Genomic DNA, 21,215 nt, shown 5'->3' on the forward strand with positions numbered 1-21,215 from the left:
GTGAATTTGAAAAATATAGCCGGGAATAATGTATCTATTTTTTTATACCGCTTTGAATTACGCGGTAATAGCATCGACTTTGTTTTGAATGAGGCTATTGCCGAAGATATGTACCCAGATATTGACGACAAAATGAAACCGCTCGTCCACGCCTGTTGCGAAACACTTTTGCGGTACAAACACCTCAGTGTGAGTAATACCATTATGGATGGCAATTTTCTTGTTACGGGAGAATTTGAGGTCATGCTGAGTAAAGGGCTAGGACAATATTTTGTGCATGACGAAAAGATGCGGTTATTCCAGGATGCCAAAAATATTGCCGATCTTCTATCGGAGGTTATGGACAGGGGAACCCAAGAAGAGGAAAAAGGAATACAACGGAACCTACCCCCAATAGCGCATACGCCAAACCCCAGAAAAATAAAAAAAGGGCTTGAGAAACTGGGAAAAACAAAACTCCAACAGGCAAAATTGCAATGGCTTGCAGAGGGAGTACCACTACGGCCAGGGTTGAGGCAGTTGCGTCCTGATGATTTACCACCTGATGTCACCGCATTCATTGGATATGACCATAGAGGGCTTTGTTATGTCTTCGATCATAAGAAACTGGGAGAGCTGGGGAGGATTGTAATGATAAAGGCCGGTGAACAAGAAATGTTGATGCAAGCCGATCTATGCATAGGACAGGAAAGCCAGACATCCGCTATCGTCAAAAAGAAAAAGGCCATATTTGAGGAAGTGGTTGCCACCATCAATGCCTGCTTTTTTTTGTAACCACCCTCTCAAAAACAGGACAAATCACTTCTTACAACCTTTCAAACCTCGCTGCATTGGTGGCGGTGCGGAGTAGAATAAGCCATTCTCAATTAATGTGGTTCCTACCCGATGTTATCGGGCTGTTCTCAATTAATCTGGGCTCATTCTCATTTAATGTGGGCCAGAGTGCTCCGATATTATCAGCTAATGTGGTCCCGAAAACCGGATGTAATCGGTTCCTGTAATTTATGTTATCGGGCCACTACAGCTAGTGTTATTCAATCTGACGACAGCAATTTTAGCAAAGCTGCTATTCAATTTAAATGACATTAAGTAACGAAAAATCTTATGTGGAACGCAAATTTATTTGAGGGGGAACTGGTTTAATGGCAAGCATAACAAACAAAGCCTCTTTTTCTGGAAGAGATTTAGCGGTCGCTGCTTTTAAAGACCTTGAATCTTTTTTCTTTTATAGTAGCAAGTTCGAGGTCAAACATGAGCTTGAGGTAAACATTTGTTCCTTAGCAAGTTACATTGGCTCTGGCGCATCTTCAAGAATAAGAGTTTCTAAAGACTTTTGTTCGTATTCAAACAACTCTTTAGACAAATACTTTTTTTCCCTTTTCGTTATATCCCACGAATTGGCGCATTACCTTAACTTTCACAATAGTCATCGAGATAGGAACAGAGATGACACAGTGGCGATAGAGGCACGAGCAGATAATATGGGTGCGCAAATATTTGCGACGATTATTACATTCGGAAAGAGAACAAAAGCTAACTTAAAAAATATTAATCCAGACATCAACCAATTTGTTCTGGCTGAAAATATTGGTTCGTCTCTTGGGAGTCTATATTCAGAGACATTTTTCCCTAACAAACATCCTAGCTATCCAGACCCAACCCATAGGATCTTCTCAATGATAGCAGGGCTTCTTTCATTTTTTAATAGATTATTCGGCCATCTGCCAGAGAATTGGACTATGTGGTTCCTACTCACATTGCTACGTTCCTCGGATTTGCTGAGCCGAACAAATCCTGAAGATGCATTAAATGGCAGCGAAGAGATACTGGACAACATATATGAAATACATCGCAACCTGCAGGATCGCGAGCCATTAATGAGGTATGGGGTCAAGCCCCCATATGGCTTATTCCTATTTTCGAACTTTCAACAAAGCGAAAAGGAACGTAAAGAACATCGGGCTCGCCTAGAACAAATGGTTGAAAGATTTGATATTTTCCAGAGCTCTGTGCCTGAGACAAGCTAACTTGGGCTGTTCTCGAACGACAATCTCACGCACATCCTGTTTAGCGTAAATTGAGTTGAACGGCTGTTTTTAGAATTCTAGCTGCCATTACCGTTAAATTCTTGATTGTCTTGTTTTGGCCGACTGCTGTCGATAAAAAGAGCTATATTTTCTCCTTTTCCTAAAAGAACGTGTCAGAGATTCGCAGATTAAACTCATAATTTCAGCTAGGCTGTTAGGAAAAGACATTTCCTAAAGTTTTCCGAATTTAGAGAGCCATTATGCTGAAAATAGCCCTGTTTTTCATGGTCTTGAGTCTTCCTGTATGGGCCGAAGAATCGTCACCTGAACAATCCACGAATTTTTGCCTCAATCCCAAGGCAGCCAACAGCAACGAGGAATTGGCCCGGAAAAACCCGCAGGACGAAACCCTCATCAAGCTGGTGGCGATGCGGGCTGGGCTATGCGACCTGCTCGCCAAGAAAATTATCGATCTCGATTTTGCCATTGATCTTTTCAACGGCGAACACGCCCATGGCATTCAAAAGCGAATCGAGGAAGAACAAACAAGCCAAAAAGAAATCGGTGCCTGACGGCGGAGCGAGCGGTCAATTCGCTTTGACGATAACCAGTTCTCGCCAATCCGTGGTATAGCGCTTTGAAATCCGCTCCGCCTTGGGCCGCCAGTCATGATCAAAACCGACGGCTGCGATCGCAATGCCTTTGGGAAAGCGCCGGTTAATCTGATCCATAGCCTGCATGAGCTTTTCGCTCTCTGTATGAGCGAACGCCTCCCTATCGAATAGATCCATCTGTTCGGGAAGCGTGGCTGGCTGAATATGGCTTAACTGCACGCCACATTTCTGGTAGTTGTAACCTTCCCTGAATACCTCCTTTAATAAACGATTGGCCACGCCGATGATCACACGGGTATCCTGTGTGGCAGCAGGGAGCCTCGCGCTCGCCGACCGCTGATATTGCGGTTCTTTCGGGTTGAACAGGTTGGTTCGGAGGAAAATGGTAATGTAGCCCGTCACCGAATTATGGACTCTTAGTTTTTCGGCGGCGCGGCTGCAAAAGGCGGCCAAGGCCTCGGACAGTTCCTGGTATTCCGTCAGCCGGCGGCTAAAGCTGCGCGAGTAAATAATCTGCTGCTTGTCCGGCGCAATTTCTTCCAGTTCCAGGCAAGCGATGCCATTCAATTCCATCACGGTGCGGGCGACTACGACATTGAACTGGTCTTGGATTCTGTCAGGCTCCTGCTTGGCCAGGTCCAAGACGGTATGGATGCCCAGCCGGTTCAGTCTCGCGGCGGTGCGCGAGCCGATGCCCCACACCTCGTCAACTGATACGATCCGCATCAATCTCTCCCGGCGCTCCGCGTCGGCTAGGTCCAAGACGCCGCCGGTTTGTTTCCACTTTTTCGCCGCGAAATTCGCCAGTTTCGCCAAGGTTTTGGTCGGCCCCATGCCGACGCAGACCGGAATGCCGGTCGCGCGGAACACAGTCTTTTTAATCTGCTGGCCGTAGGCGATCGGGTCCGGATCACAAACGCCGGTCAGGTCCAGGAACGCCTCGTCGATCGAATAGACCTCCACGTTCGGCGCAAACTGTTCTAGCGTTGACATCACGCGGGCGGACATGTCCGCGTAGAGCCCATAGTGAGAGGAGAAGAGATGAATTTTATGTCGGTTGATCAGGTGCCTTACCTTAAACACGGGCGTGCCCATTTTGATTCCAAAATCCTTCACTTCCTGGCTGCGAGCCACGAAAATCCCGTCATTATTGCTGAGCACGGCGACCGGCTTGCCGATCAGGTCCGGCCGGAAAACCCGCTCGCAGCTGACGTAGAAATTGTTGGCATCGACCAGGGCGAGGCGCGTCTTACAGGGCGTGGATCGCATGGGTGACGACTCCCCAGATCACCATCTCCAGATCATCATGGAGCGGAATATCGGGATACTCCGGATTTTCGGCTTTCAGAATCCAGCGCTCGCCGTCGCGTTCCAGACGCTTGACGGTCAGCTCGCCGTTCACCGCGCAAACGACGATCTTGCCGGGGGTGGGTTCGAGCGCGCGATTAATCACCAGAATATCGTTTGGAAAAATGCCGGCGTTGATCATCGAGACGCCTTCGGCGCGGCCGAAAAACGTCGCCGCCGGCTGGGTAATCAAGAGCTCGTTGAGGTCGAGGGTTTTCTCGACATAATCATCGGCCGGCGATGGAAAGCCCGCCGCGATCTTGTTGGCAAACAACGGCAGCCGCCACCGCTGTAGACGGACGGCCCGCTGGGGATCGGTTAAGACGGTACGGTGGGGCGAAGGTGGTATCATCAGCAGAAAATATGTTCTCTTTTTGTTCTCTTTCTGGGCATTGTAATCGGCCTTGGCCGAACTGCCAAAAATAATTCACGAGAATGAGAATGACTTTCATGCTGCCTCCCCTTGCCTGAATCCGGCTCCTTTCTTCCTGTAATTTTCTAAATTATTTGGCGTAGATTTTTTGGAATTATTTGGCGCATCAGGATTTGGCTTTCTGGGGGACGGTAAGGATTCGTGCGAAAATGGGCATTAGCATATAAACGCATGTGACGACAATTCTATGAGCCCGGTTGCTTACGTTACGGGTCAAGGGTTCGCAAACGACCCGAACCAGCCGATCATTTCTGATACTTAAAGGTCGGTTGATGGGGCTTTTCGGTCGTTCTAAATGTCTCTTTTGGAGTTATCTAGATCTGTTTATCATGCAGAATATATGTATTATCCCGCCTAGTAAATTAAGGCTTCAGGCTTCTTCTTTTAAATTGCGTTTGCAAAAGAATAGGTTTAGGCGTAGATATACAGCCCTAGATAATTACTTGTTGGGCCTCTTTAAGCTACAGGAGCTGATCTATGGGTGCGAAGACTTGGATGCTCGTACTTGCGGACTCTAATGCGCGCGAGGCACTCGCTGCCAAGCCACAGTTAGACCGCGAGGCAACTCAGGAGCTTGCCAATATCCTCTTTCCAGATGAGAAGCTTCAACCCATTGGGGATGGCGATCTTGCCTATACATGTCCGCCGGATAATGAAGTGCATATTGGTTGCTTTCCGAGGGTAGCGATTGTCGCAGCCAAAGAATTCGGCATCGATTACCCGTCCAAGCTACCGCAGCGGTTCATCGCTGCCGGTGGCAAAGGAACCGTCACCCTTCACGCCATGCACAGCGTGGTCGATTGGTTTGCTTATGCAATATGGGTAAATGGAAAGCTAGTGCGTTCCCTGAGTCTGTCTCCGGATAGTGGCATCATGGAAGACATCGGGCAGCGCCTGCCTTTTGAGGAACCGTACTGGTCCGGAGAACATCCCGCGGTCGATAGTGAAGATGATGAGGAGGCTTACCCGTTTCCGTTTCACCCTCTGGACCTTGGGGAGGCAGCCTTGAAGGAGCAGTTAGGTTATCAGCTTGAGGGCTATATCGATGCCTCTCTGCTTGAACCTGAGTCAATTCCGTTGGTTCGGTACAAACGTTCCCGCTCGCCGTGGTGGAAGTTCTGGTGACGAGGGCCGGCCCATCGTTCCACCGGACCTGTCGCGGCAAGCCGCGCCAGAGCGGTGAATTCAGACGTTAGCTGCTTATGAACCTTTCGATTCTGTTTTTTGCGCTGTTCCTGACGTGCCAAACCGTAGCCGCATCGCCACTGTATGTCTCGATTGAACTGCCGGAAGAGAGCAGCCTCCTCGTCTTAACTGAAGACGGAGCTGTCCATTTGGCGCCACTGGATACGGGACACGAAGGGGCAGATAAAGATCAGGTGGGGTTCGCAAATCCGAAAATCTCAGAAGATAAGACGATGGCCGGTTGGTTATCGCTTTATCCGAGCTGTTGCACGTCATACCCTATTCCGCTAGAGGTCGTACTGCAACAGAACGGCAAGGTGATCACCAAGTTCAGAGGCAACGGTCTGCCAATTTGGCAGTGGGGCTTTAGAGGCGCCTCTAGCCAGATCGCTCTTAGGCAAAGCTCAACGCATGGCTCTACGCCTGACCACTATGAGCTTCGGGACATTAAGACGGGAAAACTGCTCTCTGAGTTCGATCCCGTGGAACAAGGGACATTACAGGGTGCTCCAGAGTGGGCACTTGGGCTCGAATGAACTACGCAGCTAACAGCCACTTTGAGTCCGACGGCTTACCCTTTCGTTGCGCTCCAGGGCAAGCCGCAGCTCAAGTGGAACGTTGTAGGTAAGAAATGGGACAAAAACTGCCTCCGGCTCAAATGGACTTGTACCGCCGAATCGACGAGATTCTCTGGCGCGAGTGGGACCCAATAGGAGTCTCGGAAATCACTGAGGCTAGAGACGAATACTACGGGTATCTTCCAACCGTCTTTCGCCTTGTGCTTGAAGGAAAGGAAGAGGACGTTATCGCGCAGTGCCTGCTATCGTTTGAAAAAGAACGCATGGGGTTAGCTGGGAATGCTGAAAATGCAAAGCGCGTAGCTGGCCTCGTGCTTCGAGAAAAAGTGAACCTGGGAGTTTAATACCGTGCACAATGACCCAACCCATAACCAGTCGCGCCATTCGACATCCAAAACGCTAACGCGCTTTTGGCATCGACTGAGCTTGTCGTTACGACAGGCGGCTTTAGGAGATTGACGAGGCGTTTATTTTCTCTCTTTAATCGGCAGGTTTTGGCCGATCTCCAGCGTTCAAAATATGGCTGAGCTTGTAGTCGGAATGCCGGGCTGTTTTGATCGGAATGAACACCAAGGAACAAAATTTTCTGGGGTTCCGGCTTACACCCCTCAACGTACCATTTTTCGCTTTCTGTGTCTGGCCCCTATGCGCCAAATAATGCCAAAAAATCTACGCCAAATAATGTAGAAGATTACAAAAATTACAGCCCCCTTCCCCCGCCTTTAACTCTTGATAACGTATTTTATCAAGAGTTGAATGGCATCCAAAAACCCTCGCACTTAGCCTCATATCATGTTATATTGCTAAACAGCTAAACAGCTAAACAGCTAAACAGCTAAACAGCTAAACAGCTAAACAGCTAAACAGCTAAACAGCTAAACAGCTAAACAGCTAAACAGCTAAACAGCTAAACAGCTAAACAGCTAAACAGCTAAACAGCTAAACAGCTAAACAGCTAAACAGCTAAACAGCTAAACAGCTAAACAGCTAAACAGCTAAGCGCATAAACGTTTATTAAAGAGGCAGTCCATGGCAACCCCCGACAACACCACGCGCTGGACGGTCAAGGTTTCGAAAGACACCGACATCGCGGTGCGCAGTTTGCTCGCGCAGCGCGGGCTCAAAAAAGGCGATCTGTCCAAATTCATTGAGGAGGCCGTGCGGTGGCGGGTCTTCGAGCAAACGCTGAGCGAGACGCGCGCCGCTTTCAGCGATCTCGACCCCGAGGCACTGCAAGACCTGATTGACGAAGCCACCGAATCCGTCCGGCACGAGCGGCGCCAAACGCTGGCCAGCCCACCGAAGCCAGAATCCTGACATGCGGGTGGTGCTGGACACGAACGTCCTGGTGAGCGCCTTGCTGATCGAAACGTCCTTGCCTGCCCAACTCCTCACCCAGTGGCGGCGCGGTCGTTTTGACCTGTTGACGGCCGACCTGCAGCTGGAAGAATTGATGCGCGTGACCCGCTATCCCAAAATCAGCGCGCGCCTGAAGCCGTCATTGGCCGGGCGTCTAATCAATAATTTGCGCGAGCTTGCCGTTTTGATTGATAGTCTGCCCCCGGTGGAGGTATCGCCGGATCCTGATGATAATTATTTGCTGGCCCTCGCACTCGGCGGTGGAGCAGATTACCTGGTCACCGGCGATAAGCCGCACCTGCTCGCGCTGGCTCGTTACGAAGGCACTAAGATTGTGTCCGTGCGCGACTTTATCACGCTGACGCGGCTGTTGCCATGAACTACATTCAATCTCTGCTTTGCGCGCGGTGAAGATATGACCGACATTCAAATCGTCCCGTCCACCGGTCGGCTATTGACCGCCGAAGATTTTTTACGCCTGGCCGACGTGCCGCCGGAGGTCGAATGGTTTGCAAATCTGACCAATCGTTGCACCCGCCGTGCTTACGAAAACGCGATCAAAGATTTTATGGCCTTTACCGGGATCCAGAAACCGGACGAGTTCCGGACGGTCACCCGAGCGCATGTGATCGCCTGGCGGGATGAGCTGGGGAATCGGCTGCTGAACGGCGCGACGATCCGGCATCGTTTGTCGGCTTTATCCTCGTTGTTCGATTATCTGTGCGACAAAAACGCGGTGACCCATAACCCGGTCAAGGGCGTCAAGCGGCCGAAGAACGACAGCGCCGAAGGCCGGACCCCGGCGCTCGGCGACCACCAGGCACGGAAATTGCTTGACGCGCCTTCCGGGGCGACGCTGCGCACCCTGCGCGACAAGGCGATTCTGACTACCCTGCTCTACCATGCGCTGCGGCGCGAGGAACTGTGCAAACTGAAGGTGAAAGACTTCAAGCACGAGCGGCGCGGCGTGCCGCATTTGAAAGTGGCCGGCAAAGGTGGCAAGACCCGCTATGTACCGTTGCATCCGGCCGCCGGCGGGCTGATTCATGACTATCTGGAGTTGGCTGGGCACGGCGGCGACGAGTCCGGCGCCCTGTTTAGGCCGGTCAGCAACAACACGAAAACCGGATCGGCTAAGGCCATTACGCCCGACGGCATTTATAAGCTCGTGCGCGCGTATTCGACCGAATTGGGCTTTACGATCGGAGCGCATTCCTTACGAGCTACCGCCGCCACCAATGCGCTCGACCATCAAGCGGATATCGCCAAGGTGCAGGAATGGCTCGGTCACGCGAATATCGCGACGACACGGATTTATGATCACCGCAAGACCCGGCCGGAGGACAGTCCGACGTTCAAGGTGAATTATTGATCAGCGAGGCCGCCTATGTCGACATTCAACAGATCGTATCGAAATGTTTAATGTCCATCATTAGAACCAGAACGCACCATTTCATCCGTTATCCTAAAGGAGTCCAGGGAAACGGCAGGAAATATCAACTATTAAAAGATCCCTGGACATGGATCACAGAATGCGAACTCTTCGCTATTGTGCCATGCCAAATGGAGCGGTAGGTTGAACTCTGTTCTGAGGGCGTTTACGTACTCAATATGTTGCTGATCGGGTTCGCAGTCCAAAAGCACTATCCATTTGTCGTATCGGTCGCGTCCTGGATAAATGTTGTACTCGAGAAGTTGGCCTATCGCTTCACGTAATGAATGACGAACACCAGCACCATAAGTGATCTTTATCTCTACTCGATAAGAACACCCGCCGTGCTCGAATTCCACGTCGACATCCTGCGTCTCTTGCCTTGGAACAATATTGCGCGCTTCGAGCCAGCGGCATAGGATATTGGACAAGGCATTGTGTCGAGGAATAATCTCTTTAAGGTTCTCTCGGCTTTCCCGGAAATATCTATCTTCCGCTAAGTCAACTCTAACATTGGCTTGGCCGGGCTCGGGCATACGCGAAAGCTCCGCAAGTAATTGTTCTTCGTCAACTACGTAAACATTTTGAATCGGTGGGATAGAGTCTTATCCCCGATTTGAGTAGAAAGTTTAAATGGTGGATCAAATATCTCGATTGAATCCACCGGACATTTGACCTTTATCCACGATTCTTTAAGAGAGCTTTCAATTTCTTTACGAGCCGCCCGCTGAGATATGGATGGAGCGACTCGCAGCAGTTCTTGCACACGTCGCTCCAGAATGCCTCTTGAATGAAAATGGTGTAACAGCTCCTTGTACTCGCGTTCATCGACAAGTTCCGCTTCCCTATAACAACCGACTAGTAGGCGTTCTTTTGTAGTCGGGTGGATCGAGTAGAAATACAAACGAAAGGGTTGCTGATAATTAATTGATGGGCACGTATAAATGTAACCGTACACCCAACCATTTATAGCGTCTTCGAATTGGAAATTCCACTCCTCGTGGCCAAAGCCTTTTTCTCCAGGGAAGCCCTTTTCATCGGTGCTTCCAGCAGGCAAACTTCTATGGTAAAGGCGTCAAGCCCAATTCCTTAAGAAACCCGTTATGTCGGTCAGTGCTGGCGACGATTTTTTGCTCTAATACCACCAGCTCCGCATTGATCACCTGTAAGTCGATTTGAGTTTCTGCTTTGTTGGTACTGACATAACGCGATATATTCAGGTTGAAATCGTTTTTCTCGATTTCATCCATTGAAACGCAGCGGGAATAGCGATCTTCTTCCTTACGGTATTGGTAAGTATTGACAATCTTATCGATATGCTTCGGGAGCAATAGGTTCTGGCGTTTGCCTTTTTCGAAGTATTCACTAGCGTTAATGAACAACACGTCGTCTGGCTTTTTGCATTTTTTCAATACCAGAATACACACCGGAATGCCGGTCGAGAAAAACAGGTTGGCGGGCAAGCCAATCACGGTGTCGATGTGGCCATCCTTGAGTAACTTGGTGCGGATGCGTTCTTCCGCGCCACCACGGAACAGCACGCCGTGGGGCAGAATGATTGCCATCACCCCGCTGTCGCTCAGGAAGTGGAAACCATGCAACAAGAAGGCGAAGTCGGCGGCAGACTTCGGGGCAAGGCCGTAGTTCTTGAAGCGAAAATCCTCGCCCAATGCTTCATTGGGTTCCCAGCGGTAGCTGAAGGGCGGGTTGGCGACCACGGCGTCGAATTGCAGTTTCTTGGCCGGGTTCATCTCGTTGAGAATATCCCAGTCGTTGAGCAATGAATCGCCGTGGTGTATCTCGAACTCGGTATCCTTCACCCCGTGAAGCAGCATATTCATGCGCGCCAGGTTGTAGGTGGTGATGTTTTTTTCCTGCCCGTAGATTTTGCCGATACCACCCTTATCGAGTTGCTTACGCACATTTAATAGCAGCGAGCCGGAACCGCAGGCAAAGTCCAGTACCTTAGTCAGCTTTTTCTTTTTGCCGTTTTTTGGCTCCTGGCTGTCGAGGGTGACTATTTCGGACAGAATGGTGGAAATCTGTTGCGGAGTATAGAATTCGCCTGCCTTTTTACCAGAGCCGGCTGCGAATTGGCCGATCAGGTACTCATAGGCATCGCCGAGGATATCGGTGTCAGTACTGAAACGGGAAATTCCCTCCGCAATCTTCTGGATGATGGTGCAGAGCTTGGCGTTGCGATCCGATGGTTTCTTACCCAACTTTTCCGAATGCAGATTAATTTCGGAGAACAGCCCCTGGAAGGTGCTCTCAAACGACTTTTCTTCGATGTACTTGAAGCCCTTCCACAGGGTATCCAGCAGATCGTGATGTTGGGTACGTGCCATTTCGGCGATGGTACTCCACAGATATTGCGGCTCGATTACATAATGCACCTTGAGACGCATCTGTTTTTCGAAGTCGGCAACATCCCTGGCATTCGCTTCATACCAGATCGCCAATGGCGCACGCCGCTCGTCATTTGCAGGAGTGGGATAGTCCCGCCCCAGCTCCTTTTGCGCCGCCGCTTCGTAGTTATCGGAGAGGTAGCGCAAAAACAAGAACGACAACATATAGTCGCGAAAGTCGTCGGCATTCATCGCGCCGCGCAATTGGTCGGCAATCTCCCAGAGGGTTTTGCCGAGTTGGTTAAGTTCTTCTTTGGTCATAGTTTCCTGCCTAAACCACAAACTGATACTTCTCAACGAGCTTGCTGAATATGTCGTTGAAATAGTCTTGTTCAGTGGCATTCATCATTTCAGTTTGATCATAGTAGACATTCTTATGCGAATGCGTATTGACGACGTTTGCTGCGTCATCAGGCTTTGTCACACCTATTTGTGACAGGGTATGGCCAATTCTCCCTGTACCCAAGAATGATGCAACATTCTCTAGAAGCTGTCTGAGTAAAGCAAAATGGTATGTGTATAGCTGCCCTTTTCTTGCCTCATCCAATACCTGTAACAAATGCAAATGATAAAGAAATACATTTTTCGTAAAATCTTCGAGTACCAAATCATCACCAGCCTGTTTCAGGATTTTTACGCTACTTATATTTTTATACCGATCACTCTTTTCACCCTTTTTTAGCAGGTTATATAAGATATTCATCAAACCAATATGATGAGTTGTGATAATGATGCGCTTTTTCTTAAAGTGCTTCTCAATCTGCTGAAAAATAGTATTGGCGGTAATGAAAATATTATGTTCGTCAAGGCTAGACACCGGATCATCAATGAATATATGAGCATCCTGCTCATCTGCCCATCCATCTACCTCTAACAAGGCCAAGAAAAAGCACCAGACAAAAATCCGCTCTTCCCCGCGTGATATTTTAATAGCAGCCGCTTCATCACTCTCTAAAAAGAACGTAACAGATTCGATTCCTTTCTCGGCATCATCATATGGTGTGAATCGGAACCGATAACTCGGTGCGTACAACGCCAGATTTTCCATAACCATGTCAGGATTTTCATAAAGAAAACTATGAAATTGATTTAAGCTGCTGGGCAATATATTTAGCCGTATATTTGCGCCTTGATTTTCTTCATCGTTATCCCAAACAAACAAATCTTCACTAAAAGCGTTGTAATAAACGCCCGCATGTTTTCCTGTTTTTGGGTCTTTTGTTGCGTCCTTATAGGCAACAGATAATCGCGTCTTCCCCGTGGCATTAAAAGCAAATATCAGAACAACGTAGTCTTTCAACTCTTTAAGTTCAGTCGCGATAGTTTCTAGGCTCATGCGTACACCTCGTTCATATCCGGGAAAAGCTGCTGCATCAGGCCTTTTTTATGAGTCTTTAGCGCGTCGAGTTTTTGGGCTTGGGCGGTGATCAGCTCGTCGACAGAAGCGAGACAGTCAGAGATTTTTTGTTGTTCTTTCAGTGTGTTAGGAAAATTTACAACAACCTGCTTTAGGTCGGTTTTATTAATTTTTGGATGCGCCCCCCCACCTATGGCTTTAGATATATTGTCTTTGCCAATATCGCTATTCAAAAAATAATAAACATATTTAGTATAGAAACTCGATTTGAATTTGGCCATTATCATATTAGGCGCCAATGTGGCTGGCATTTCCATTATTGGCATTTGCCAAACTTCACCAACATTTGCCCCTATATTAGCCATTAAAAGTTCACCGCCGAATAGCGCCGACTTTTCTAAAAACCGATAACTAGCTTCATTTACATACTTTTGTTCTTTATGTCCAAGACCAAGCCTAAGGTCGGTAAGCCTTACATAGAAAGCGAAGTTTATTGAATCAAAAACCTCCACGTTTTCACGCAAGGATTGAAAACTACCATTCGCAACATAATCTGTAACCACAGATGCTATATCTTTGATAATAGAAGTTCTCCACTCCCCCTTATCCCGAAACTCAGGAAAGCGGAGTCTAGGCACGGTTTCGCCTTCGGCGGGGAAGAGTTGCTGCATCATGCCTTTTTTATGGGTCTTGAGGGCGTCGAGTTTTTGGGTTTGGGCAGTGATCAGCTCATCGATGGAAGTGAGGCAATCGGCGATTTTTTGTTGCTCTTCTGGCTTCGGTGCCGGGAGAGGCATATCCATGAAATCGTCGGCAGTGATTGCCATACGATCATGTCTCGCGCCACTATTGGAGACAAAACGCATGTACGTGTGCCATTGCGCTGTCTTAAAGTAATGCTCAAAAAATTCGTTGTTGCTGTTATCACATCTAAATACGGTATAAAGCGGCGACATTACACCAGTGCCAATTTTATTTTTTGAGATAGGCCCAACAGGTGCGAGTGTGGATACTCGTGGGTTATAAACGTAGTCCCCCTGCTCAACAACATAGTACCCATCAAGATTGCCTTGGTTGGCAATATCCTTATCAAAAAAATCGCGCTGATCAACAACGCCAAATTCTGCTGAATTTGTCAGAACACGAGTTACACAGCAATCTGCATTTCTGAGCGTAGTGCGTTTTGCCAAGCGTTTTAGCTTTGTTACCTGCCATTCCCCCGCATCCCGAAACTCAGGAAAACGTCGCTCCGGCACTAACCCCTTTTTCTCTTGCTTACTCATACGCATTCAATCCCGATATCTCGCGCCCACCTGCCAGTTTTTGCAGATAGGGCACCAGGTCTGCCATCAAGGCTAGTTCAGCTTCACGTCGCGCTTTCCAACCGAGCCCTAGCGGCGCAAGCAGGTCGGTAAGCTGTTCGCCGTCGAAGATCATGCGGCTCATGATGGCATCGACAAAGGCTTGCAGCGCCGTCGGTTGCAGGCTGTGCTGGCCGGCGATTTTGGCTAAATCGTCTGCGGCCTTTCGCGCCTTAAAGGCCTGATAGCCTGTGCGAATCTCTTTTTCATTAAGCACTTCGCCGGTTGGGAGACTGTTGATATAGGCGACGATCTCTTCGCGCTCTTCCATCAGGTTGGCGTTGGCGCTGATCAGCTCAATGAGTTGGGCGCGAGTCATCTTCTGTTTGCCGGTCTTCTGAGTGGATTTGGCAATCAGCCCCATGATGTAGTCGTAATCGATAAGGCTAGAGGCAAACAGCACCAGGTCGAATTCCAGTTGCTGCACTGCTGGATCAATTTCATCGCCTTTGCCTTGCTTACGCTTGAGTTCCAGCGCGGTGTCGAGATAGGCGGCCTTGAAGCTGCGCAGGGTATCGGTGGGTAGTTTCTGTTCGATGGTCTGTTTGCTCTGCTCGTCGAGGTCGGTGTATTGCTCCAGTTGGGTCTTGAGCTTTTGAACCTCTTTGAAGTGGTTGATGAATTCCGCCTTGGCAGTATCGCCCTTGAGGTTGACCACTTGCGAGGGCTCGCAGGGCAGCCCCTTGGCGGTCATAAAGGTTTCCAGCTTGCCCACGGCTGCTTTGTACTGTTCCACCACCTTGGGGGCAGGGTCAACCAGCCAGATTTCCCGCGCCCGGTCTATGGCCGCGCCGGAAAAGAGTTTGATGGCAGCGTCGACTTCGTCTTCCTGATAGCGGAAGTCGAGGATGTTGCCCCAGGGCTTGCTGTCGTTGAGCACGCGATTGGTGCGCGACAAGGCCTGGATCAGGCCGTGGTGTTTGAGGTTTTTATCCACATACAGGGTATTGAGGTATTTGGAGTCGAAGCCGGTAAGCAACATGTCCACCACGATGGTGATGTCGATCTTGTTCTTGCGCGGGTAATCGGCATTAGTGTATTTTTGATCCTTAATGCGCTGCTGCACATCCTGATAGTAGAGGTCGAATTCGTTGATGCTGTGATTGCTGCCGTATTGGCGGTTGTAGTCGTCAATGATGGTTTTAAGCGCGGCCTTCTTTTTCTCCGGCTCTTGCTTGTTGTCTTCCTTTTCCTGCGCCAGGTCTTCCTGTAGCTGCTGCACGTCTTTGTTGCCTTCTGCCGGTGGCGAGAAGACGCAGGCGATGTGTAGCGGCTCGAAAGTTTCATCTTCGGCCTGTTTTTTTGCCTGCATGGTTTTGAATAGCTCGTAGTATTCAATGGCGTTGTTGATGGAGGCTGTAGCCAGTATCGCGTTGAAACGGCGATGGTCAGTAGCGCTGTCGTGCTTTTTCAGTATGGCGTTGATGACGGCTTCCGGTGGCAGCGTTTGTCCCTTCTTTGGCTTTTTATCCCCCTCCTTGCCGAAATAGTCGATGTGGAAACTCAACACGTTTTTGTCATCGATGGCGTGGGTGATGGTGTAGGCGTGCAGCTCTTTTTCGAAGATGTCTTTGGTGGTTTTGTATGAGCCGACATTGCCATCGATCTGCTGATAGGTGGCGTTCTCGTCAAAGATCGGCGTGCCGGTAAAGCCGAACAGTTGGGCCTTGGGGAAGAACTCTTTGATGGCCTTGTGGTTCTCGCCGAACTGGGAACGATGGCATTCGTCGAAAATAAATACGACGCGCTTGTCGCGCATGGGTTCTAAGCGTTCCTTATAGGTCTGTTTGCCTTCTTTTTGTTTGGCTTTGTTGCGTTTGCTGTTTTCATCCAACGCCAGACCCAGCTTCTGGATGGTGGTAACGATCACCTTGTCGACATAATCCTCAGAGAGCATGCGGCGCACCAGGGCTTCGGTGTTGGTGTTGTGCTCGACGCAGCCTTCCTGGAATTTGTTGAATTCCTCGCGGGTCTGGCGGTCGAGGTCTTTGCGGTCCACCACGAACATGCATTTTTCGATGTCGGGGTTGTCTTTCAACAAGGTGGAGGCCTTGAAAGAGGTGAGTGTCTTGCCGCTGCCGGTGGTATGCCAGATATAGCCGTTGCCGCGATTCTGGTGGATGCACTCGACAATGGCCTTGACCGCATAGATTTGGTATGGGCGCATGATGAGGACTTTTTGCTCACTTTGCACCAGGACCATGTAGCGGCTGATCAAGCGCCCCAGGCTGCACTTTTCGAGGAAGTCGTCGGCAAAGTCGTGCAGGTGGGCGATTTTGTTGTTGTTCTCGTCAGCGTGCTGGTAGATGGGCAAAAAGCGCTCGTCAGCGTTAAAGCTGAAGTGCTGGTTGCGGTTGTTTGAGAAATAGAGAGTATTGCCTTCGTTGCTGACTATGAACAACTGCATAAAGCAGAGCAGTGTATTAGTAAAGCCGTTGCCGGGGTCGTTCTTGTAGTCGACGATTTGTTCCATAGCACGGCGGGGACTGATGTGCAGCGATTTCAGCTCGATCTGCACTAACGGCAGGCCGTTGATCAGGAGGATAACGTCGTAGCGATGGTGGCTGTTGTCGGTATTGATGCGAAGCTGGTTGACGACTTCAAACTCGTTTTTGCACCAGTCGCGGAGATTGACCAGCATGTATTCCAGCGGGGTACCGTCCTCGCGGGTAAATTTGCCCTTCTCGCGCAAAGCCTGTGCGGCGGTGAAAACATCGGCGGTGATGATCTCATCGCGCAGACGGGCAAATTCGGCGTCGGTAAGGTGAACGCGGTTTAATGCCTCAAACTTCTGGCGGAAGTTTTGCTCAAGTGATTCGCGGTCGCGGATGTCTGGGCGATAGCTGTATTTAAGATCGGTGAGCTTGCCAATTAAGCTTTCCTCGATCTGGTTTTCTTTTGTGGTCATTTATAACTTTCAAAAAATGTTCTGTGACTGATTGTAGATGTTTTTATCAGGTTGGTAAAAAACTCAATAAATCAGCGGTCTTCAAGGGGGGCGCTTTCCGTATATCATCACGTACTATGAAGCTTAGCGAACGGTAAAGACCGAATGCCTGTCATTCGAATGAATAGAGTGATTGTCAGCAACGGATCGGTTTTTTTCGGCCAATCTTTTTCGGTTAACAAACTCCAGGAGTGCGAGACTACAATACCGGCAACACCCTATATTTTGAACGTTAACGTACAATTTTTTCCTAATTTTGTGTTTCTCCTTATAAGGTTAAAAAAATCCTTGTTTGCGCCAACGATCAAAGTGCGAGCCAGGATACTTTACGTATGAAGGAGTAGAAGACAAATCGATGCCTAGTTCTAATGCTGCTTGTTTAATAGCATTGAGCTGTGTCATTGATCTCGATAATTCCACTGCTCTTCTTTTAAAAACATCTGATTCGGTACCAACAGTTGCTTTTGCTGAGGGAGTGGAGAATTTATCTATAGGTAGAGATTCTTCTAAGTCACTTATTTCTGAAGGCATTTCATCCATTTTTCCTAAGGAATAAATGCATTTTCCTAATGCCCAAAGAGATGAATCTACCGCTTTTAGTTGCTGTGGAGTTATGTTGGCTTCAGTTGGATAATACTCAACAACAACTTTCTGCCACCATTTTTGATAGTTGTGATAGTCTTCAATTGTTGGCTTTAAATTTTTGTTTTGCTTGTTGTGTACAAACAGATAGCTCAAGAAAACCCATCGATCAATAATTGGAAATAATTCTGGCCGTAAGCAATGCAATAAAAACGCAGGGATAACGACTGATGACCATAAGTTAAATCGTCCTGCTGTTAAAACATTAATCAAACTAGGATCGAAATAACTAATGGTGATGACGTTTTTTGCCCACGCAAAGAATTCCTGCGATTTCAAGATTCCTTCGTGCCGTGGCCCTAATGTATTTGGTTTTGGTCGCTCAACAGAGTAACGCTTACCGCTCACATTGATAAGCTCGGTACCTGCTTCGCTCAGTCTAACTTTACCGTCTTTCCATGCCAGCAGGCTTGAAAGAGCTTCACCTAATTCAATGGGTGATCTAGAATTTCTTACTCTATCAAGAAGATGAAAGTAAACCTCTAATGGGTATGTTTTGTCGTCAAAGCTTCCCGAAAAGCTATCAAGTAAATCACTAAACACAGTCATTTTGCCTCCCCCTAAAACATCATTCACTCATTATGATTGTAAGTGAATGAATGATTTTTTACAAGTGAAAATCCTATCACCTGCATATCAAGAGCTCCTTCTTTAAAACTCTCCCTTTTAAGTCTCTTGACAATGTACGGCAAATTGCCGCAATATAGAAGGAGAGGTTATTCTTATGAGAAACGATACCGCAAACAAAAATGCTCGACTGGAGGCACGAATTACGCCCGATATTCATGCCCTGATAAAGCGAGCCGCTGAACTTCAGGGGCGGACATTATCCGATTTTGTCGTATCGGCAGCCCGCGATGCCGCGATACAAACCATTGAACAAACCGAGGTAATTAATTTATCTCAGGAAGATCAAATCCGTTTCGCCGAAGCGCTGATAAATCCCGCACCTTTAGCGCCGGCAATGGAACGAGCAATGGAAGCCCATAAGAAACTGGTAGGGTCTTTTGAGTGAACTTCCATTTACGATCGAGCCTCTCGGACAGCATGACCGCTCCGGTTTTTCATGCGGGAGAGATCCGCTCGACCATTATTTTGAACGCCAAGTTTCTCAGGATATTCGCCGCCGGATAACCGCTTGCTATGTCGCGGTTTGCAATGCTTCCAATCAAGTTGCCGGTTTTTATACGCTGTCCGCCGCGCAAATTTCCGTCACGCAATTACCGGATCGTTTCAAAAAGAATTTACCCCGCTATCCTTCTGTACCGGCGGTTAGGATCGGAAGGCTTGCGATCGATATAAAGTTTCAGGGGCAAGGGCTGGGAAGCACCCTGCTTATCAATGCCATTTATCGTTCTATACGCGCCGATATTGCCGCCTACGCCGTCATTGTGGACGCCAAAGATGACGCCGCTATCGCTTTCTATCGTCATCACGGCTTTTTGGACTTGAATGCGCAAGAGCGCACCCTGGTTGTGCCTCTGGCGCAATTTGCCAAGGCTTTTTCTTTGTTTGATGCTTGATGCAATCCGCATCACTCCCGCAAACTTAGATAAAGCGTCGATCGTGCCACGTTGAGCAGCTTCGCCACATGCGCGGGGCTTTCCCCCTCCTCTATCAGTTTTTTCGCGTGTTTGACTTGTTGCGGTGTCAATTTGGGTTTCCGTCCCATCTTCACCCCCCGCGCTTGTGCTGCCGCCCTGCCCGCCTTAGTGCGTTCCTGAATTAAAGAGCGTTCCAGTTCCGCCAGTATCCCGATCATCTGCCACATCGCCCGACCGGTCGGGGTTTTTGTGTCGATGGATTCGGTCAGGGATTGAAACTGAATCTTGCGCTCTTTCAGATCGTCAAGGAAGCCGATGAGATCATGCAGCGACCGCCCGAGCCGGTCGAGCTTCCACACGATCAAGACATCATCGGCATCGAGCGCGGCGAGGCATTTATTCAATTCAGGACGTTGCCGCTTTGCCCCGCTCGCTTTATCGACATAGATTTTTTGGCACCCTGCTTTTTTCAGAGCGTCGAGTTGCAAATCGGGATTCTGGTCATCGGTCGAGACTCGCGCATAGCCTATTTTCATGCGCTTATTTTCGGACAGATTTATCGGACATGCAAACCTTTGATTTTATGGAGGCAAACAATTGTCCGAAAAATCCAAATTTTTCGGACAATGTTGTTTTATCTCGTGTTCATACAGTTTTCAGAAGGGCAAGGATAATCGGACATGAAACGGAATCAGAATTGCTCGCGCAGCCCTCGACCAAATCGGATAGGGCTGCTTCCATTACCCTGAGTCCTTCGATGCGCTCGTGTATCGAAACCAGTTTTCTCTGGGCGATTTCTTTAGCTTCTCGGCAATGCCGTCCATCTTCCAGACTCAACAATTCTGCAACCTCATCGAGCGTAAATCCGAGTTTCTGCCCTTGCTTGATAAACCGTATCCGCTGGGCGTCGCGCTCCGTGTAATGCCGGATGCCGTTGAATGGCTTTACGGGTTGTCTTAGCAAATGGCGGCGCTGATAAAATCGGATCGTTTCGACGTTAACCCCAGCCTCTTTTGCCAGTTCGCCAATCGAAAAAAATTTCTGTGTCATGGTCTTGCTCCGTACTTAAGTACGGATGTTATTTTAAGCGCATTGACAGTCAAGAGGTATCGTCATGAATTCCAAACAAACCCTGATCGCGAGCGTTCTCGCCGGAATCGGCGCAAGCCTGTGTTGCGTCGCTCCTTTAGTGTTGTTAAGCCTCGGCATTGGCGGCGCTTGGGTGGCGACGCTAACCGCCTTCGAGCCGTTGCGCCCAATTTTTCTAGGGTTAGCCGTGCTTTTTATCGGCTTATCATTTCACAAGCTCTATCTTGCAGCGCCTTTGTGCGAAGTCGGAAAACCCTGCGCCGATGAAGAAGTCATTCGCAAGCAGCGTTTCATCTTTTGGGGGGTGACGATCCCTTTATTAGGGCTGCTGGCATTTCCGTGGTTCGCCCCGTTGTTTTATTGAGGAAAATCCGATGAAAACCAAAATCCTTCTATTATTTTTTGCGTTTGCCGTTACATCCGGTGCGGCTCTGGCCGCATCGCGCACAGTCACGCTCGATGTCCAGAACATGACCTGCGCCGTCTGTCCGATCACGGTCAAGAAAGCGCTCGAACACGTTTCCGGCGTCCAGCAAGTGATTGTCGCTTATGCGAGTAAAACCGCGACGGTCGAATTCGACGATGCAACAGCAACAACAGATCAATTAACCGAAGCCACAAAAAACGCGGGGTATCCGTCTTCGGTCAAGGCAGATAAAAAATGAGTACTGTGATTCTCGAATCGACCATTACGTGTCCGCACTGCGGTCATGCCGAAAAAGAGATCATGCCGACCGATGCCTGCCAGTTTTTCTATGATTGCAAGGCGTGCGGGGCTTTGCTGAAACCCAAGCAAGGGGATTGCTGCGTGTTTTGCTCCTATGGGTCGGTCAAATGTCCGCCGATCCAGCAACATAAATCCTGTTGCGCCGGATAGGAAAAAACAACGGTT

At 48.9% G+C, this 21,215-nt stretch carries 26 protein-coding genes; 14 read left to right on the forward strand and 12 right to left on the reverse strand.

The genetic code is table 11. The annotated features are described in order from the left end of the window. The first annotated feature begins 6 nt into the window (after nucleotides 1-6). The 3 genes from ACEPPP_RS19505 (at nucleotide 7) to ACEPPP_RS19515 (ending at nucleotide 2,599) form a co-directional block, all read left to right on the forward strand. Nucleotides 7-774: a hypothetical protein gene (locus tag ACEPPP_RS19505; protein ID WP_374090993.1), complete on the forward strand. Its 768-nt coding sequence runs from the start codon at nucleotides 7-9 to the stop codon at nucleotides 772-774. A 368-nt stretch (nucleotides 775-1,142) separates the two neighbouring features. Further along, nucleotides 1,143-2,027 (forward strand): hypothetical protein, encoded by an 885-nt coding sequence (locus tag ACEPPP_RS19510; protein ID WP_374090994.1) that lies wholly within the window; start codon nucleotides 1,143-1,145, stop codon nucleotides 2,025-2,027. A 260-nt stretch (nucleotides 2,028-2,287) separates the two neighbouring features. Continuing rightward, complete coding sequence (locus ACEPPP_RS19515) at nucleotides 2,288-2,599, forward strand: hypothetical protein (RefSeq protein WP_374090995.1); 312 nt, start codon at nucleotides 2,288-2,290, stop codon at nucleotides 2,597-2,599. Nucleotides 2,600-2,614: 15 nt separating this feature from the next. Here the strand turns inward: ACEPPP_RS19515 and ACEPPP_RS19520 are convergent, their stop codons facing one another. From ACEPPP_RS19520 to ACEPPP_RS19530, 3 genes are read right to left on the reverse strand one after another with little or no spacing between them, the layout of a single operon-like run. Continuing rightward, nucleotides 2,615-3,910 (reverse strand): Y-family DNA polymerase, encoded by a 1,296-nt coding sequence (locus ACEPPP_RS19520; protein ID WP_374090996.1) that lies wholly within the window; start codon nucleotides 3,908-3,910, stop codon nucleotides 2,615-2,617. Further along, complete coding sequence (locus tag ACEPPP_RS19525; protein ID WP_374090997.1) at nucleotides 3,891-4,262, reverse strand: LexA family protein; 372 nt, start codon at nucleotides 4,260-4,262, stop codon at nucleotides 3,891-3,893. Before ACEPPP_RS19525 ends, ACEPPP_RS19520 begins: the two co-directional genes overlap by 20 nt. Beyond that, entirely contained in the window at nucleotides 4,216-4,440 is a 225-nt protein-coding gene (locus tag ACEPPP_RS19530) for a hypothetical protein (protein ID WP_374090998.1), read from the reverse strand. Before ACEPPP_RS19530 ends, ACEPPP_RS19525 begins: the two co-directional genes overlap by 47 nt. Nucleotides 4,441-4,898: 458 nt before the next feature. Here ACEPPP_RS19530 and ACEPPP_RS19535 point away from each other — a divergent pair, with 458 nt between their 5' ends. The 6 genes from ACEPPP_RS19535 to ACEPPP_RS19560 all read left to right on the forward strand — a co-directional run bounded on the left by ACEPPP_RS19535 (nucleotide 4,899) and on the right by ACEPPP_RS19560 (nucleotide 8,915). Further along, entirely contained in the window at nucleotides 4,899-5,546 is a 648-nt protein-coding gene (locus ACEPPP_RS19535; RefSeq protein ID WP_374090999.1) for a hypothetical protein, read from the forward strand. A 77-nt stretch (nucleotides 5,547-5,623) separates the two neighbouring features. Further along, entirely contained in the window at nucleotides 5,624-6,142 is a 519-nt protein-coding gene (locus tag ACEPPP_RS19540) for a hypothetical protein (protein WP_374091000.1), read from the forward strand. Between the two features lie 95 nt (nucleotides 6,143-6,237). Then, a complete protein-coding gene (locus ACEPPP_RS19545) occupies nucleotides 6,238-6,528 on the forward strand; it encodes a hypothetical protein (protein ID WP_374091001.1) in 291 nt (96 codons plus the stop codon). Nucleotides 6,529-7,213: 685 nt separating this feature from the next. Then, entirely contained in the window at nucleotides 7,214-7,501 is a 288-nt protein-coding gene (locus ACEPPP_RS19550; protein ID WP_374091002.1) for a ribbon-helix-helix domain-containing protein, read from the forward strand. Nucleotide 7,502: 1 nt separating this feature from the next. Continuing rightward, complete coding sequence (locus ACEPPP_RS19555; protein WP_374091003.1) at nucleotides 7,503-7,922, forward strand: putative toxin-antitoxin system toxin component, PIN family; 420 nt, start codon at nucleotides 7,503-7,505, stop codon at nucleotides 7,920-7,922. A gap of 36 nt (nucleotides 7,923-7,958) precedes the next feature. Continuing rightward, complete coding sequence (locus ACEPPP_RS19560) at nucleotides 7,959-8,915, forward strand: tyrosine-type recombinase/integrase (protein ID WP_374091004.1); 957 nt, start codon at nucleotides 7,959-7,961, stop codon at nucleotides 8,913-8,915. 131 nt (nucleotides 8,916-9,046) lie between these two features. On the opposite strand, the gene ACEPPP_RS19565 is transcribed toward ACEPPP_RS19560, so the two are convergent. The 7 genes from ACEPPP_RS19565 to ACEPPP_RS19595 form a co-directional block, all read right to left on the reverse strand. Next, a complete protein-coding gene (locus ACEPPP_RS19565; protein ID WP_374091005.1) occupies nucleotides 9,047-9,511 on the reverse strand; it encodes a hypothetical protein in 465 nt (154 codons plus the stop codon). Nucleotides 9,512-9,546: 35 nt separating this feature from the next. Continuing rightward, entirely contained in the window at nucleotides 9,547-10,032 is a 486-nt protein-coding gene (locus tag ACEPPP_RS19570) for a hypothetical protein (protein ID WP_374091006.1), read from the reverse strand. Nucleotides 10,033-10,036: 4 nt separating this feature from the next. Beyond that, nucleotides 10,037-11,644, reverse strand: a complete 1,608-nt coding sequence (locus tag ACEPPP_RS19575) for a type I restriction-modification system subunit M (RefSeq protein WP_374091007.1) — start codon at nucleotides 11,642-11,644, stop codon at nucleotides 10,037-10,039. Nucleotides 11,645-11,654: 10 nt separating this feature from the next. Next, nucleotides 11,655-12,719: an AAA family ATPase gene (locus ACEPPP_RS19580; protein WP_374091008.1), complete on the reverse strand. Its 1,065-nt coding sequence runs from the start codon at nucleotides 12,717-12,719 to the stop codon at nucleotides 11,655-11,657. Continuing rightward, entirely contained in the window at nucleotides 12,716-14,023 is a 1,308-nt protein-coding gene (locus ACEPPP_RS19585) for a restriction endonuclease subunit S (RefSeq protein ID WP_374091009.1), read from the reverse strand. The genes ACEPPP_RS19580 and ACEPPP_RS19585 overlap by 4 nt, the downstream gene beginning before the upstream one ends. Next, the gene (locus ACEPPP_RS19590) at nucleotides 14,016-17,009 is read right to left on the reverse strand and encodes a type I restriction endonuclease subunit R (protein ID WP_374091010.1); all 2,994 of its coding nucleotides are present in this window, start codon (nucleotides 17,007-17,009) and stop codon (nucleotides 14,016-14,018) included. The genes ACEPPP_RS19585 and ACEPPP_RS19590 overlap by 8 nt, the downstream gene beginning before the upstream one ends. 315 nt (nucleotides 17,010-17,324) lie before the next feature. Next, nucleotides 17,325-18,239 carry a hypothetical protein gene (locus ACEPPP_RS19595; protein WP_374091011.1) on the reverse strand — a complete coding sequence of 305 codons (915 nt, stop codon included), beginning with the start codon at nucleotides 18,237-18,239 and terminating at the stop codon, nucleotides 17,325-17,327. A gap of 154 nt (nucleotides 18,240-18,393) precedes the next feature. On the opposite strand from ACEPPP_RS19595, the gene ACEPPP_RS19600 reads away from it, so the two are divergent. Further along, nucleotides 18,394-18,705, forward strand: coding sequence for a DUF1778 domain-containing protein (locus ACEPPP_RS19600; RefSeq protein ID WP_374091031.1), 312 nt, complete (start codon nucleotides 18,394-18,396; stop codon nucleotides 18,703-18,705). Beyond that, the gene (locus ACEPPP_RS19605; RefSeq protein ID WP_374091012.1) at nucleotides 18,698-19,213 is read left to right on the forward strand and encodes a GNAT family N-acetyltransferase; all 516 of its coding nucleotides are present in this window, start codon (nucleotides 18,698-18,700) and stop codon (nucleotides 19,211-19,213) included. The genes ACEPPP_RS19600 and ACEPPP_RS19605 overlap by 8 nt, the downstream gene beginning before the upstream one ends. Before the next feature lie 11 nt (nucleotides 19,214-19,224). Here the strand turns inward: ACEPPP_RS19605 and ACEPPP_RS19610 are convergent, their stop codons facing one another. Together ACEPPP_RS19610 and merR are read right to left on the reverse strand one after the other, a co-directional pair. Next, complete coding sequence (locus ACEPPP_RS19610) at nucleotides 19,225-19,770, reverse strand: recombinase family protein (RefSeq protein WP_374091013.1); 546 nt, start codon at nucleotides 19,768-19,770, stop codon at nucleotides 19,225-19,227. A 109-nt stretch (nucleotides 19,771-19,879) separates the two neighbouring features. Beyond that, nucleotides 19,880-20,284, reverse strand: a complete 405-nt coding sequence (gene merR / locus ACEPPP_RS19615) for an Hg(II)-responsive transcriptional regulator (RefSeq protein WP_374091014.1) — start codon at nucleotides 20,282-20,284, stop codon at nucleotides 19,880-19,882. Between the two features lie 64 nt (nucleotides 20,285-20,348). Here merR and ACEPPP_RS19620 point away from each other — a divergent pair, with 64 nt between their 5' ends. The 3 genes from ACEPPP_RS19620 to ACEPPP_RS19630 are packed head-to-tail and all read left to right on the forward strand — an operon-like array spanning nucleotide 20,349 to nucleotide 21,200. Beyond that, entirely contained in the window at nucleotides 20,349-20,687 is a 339-nt protein-coding gene (locus ACEPPP_RS19620) for a mercuric transporter MerT family protein (protein ID WP_374091015.1), read from the forward strand. Between the two features lie 10 nt (nucleotides 20,688-20,697). Continuing rightward, nucleotides 20,698-20,988: a mercury resistance system periplasmic binding protein MerP gene (gene merP / locus ACEPPP_RS19625; RefSeq protein WP_374091016.1), complete on the forward strand. Its 291-nt coding sequence runs from the start codon at nucleotides 20,698-20,700 to the stop codon at nucleotides 20,986-20,988. Further along, complete coding sequence (locus ACEPPP_RS19630; RefSeq protein WP_374091017.1) at nucleotides 20,985-21,200, forward strand: GDCCVxC domain-containing (seleno)protein; 216 nt, start codon at nucleotides 20,985-20,987, stop codon at nucleotides 21,198-21,200. The genes merP and ACEPPP_RS19630 overlap by 4 nt, the downstream gene beginning before the upstream one ends. Nucleotides 21,201-21,215 lie beyond the last annotated feature (15 nt).

The sequence above is a fragment of the Methylomicrobium lacus genome (assembly GCF_041897535.1).
GTDB lineage: Bacteria > Pseudomonadota > Gammaproteobacteria > Methylococcales > Methylomonadaceae > Methylomicrobium > Methylomicrobium lacus_A.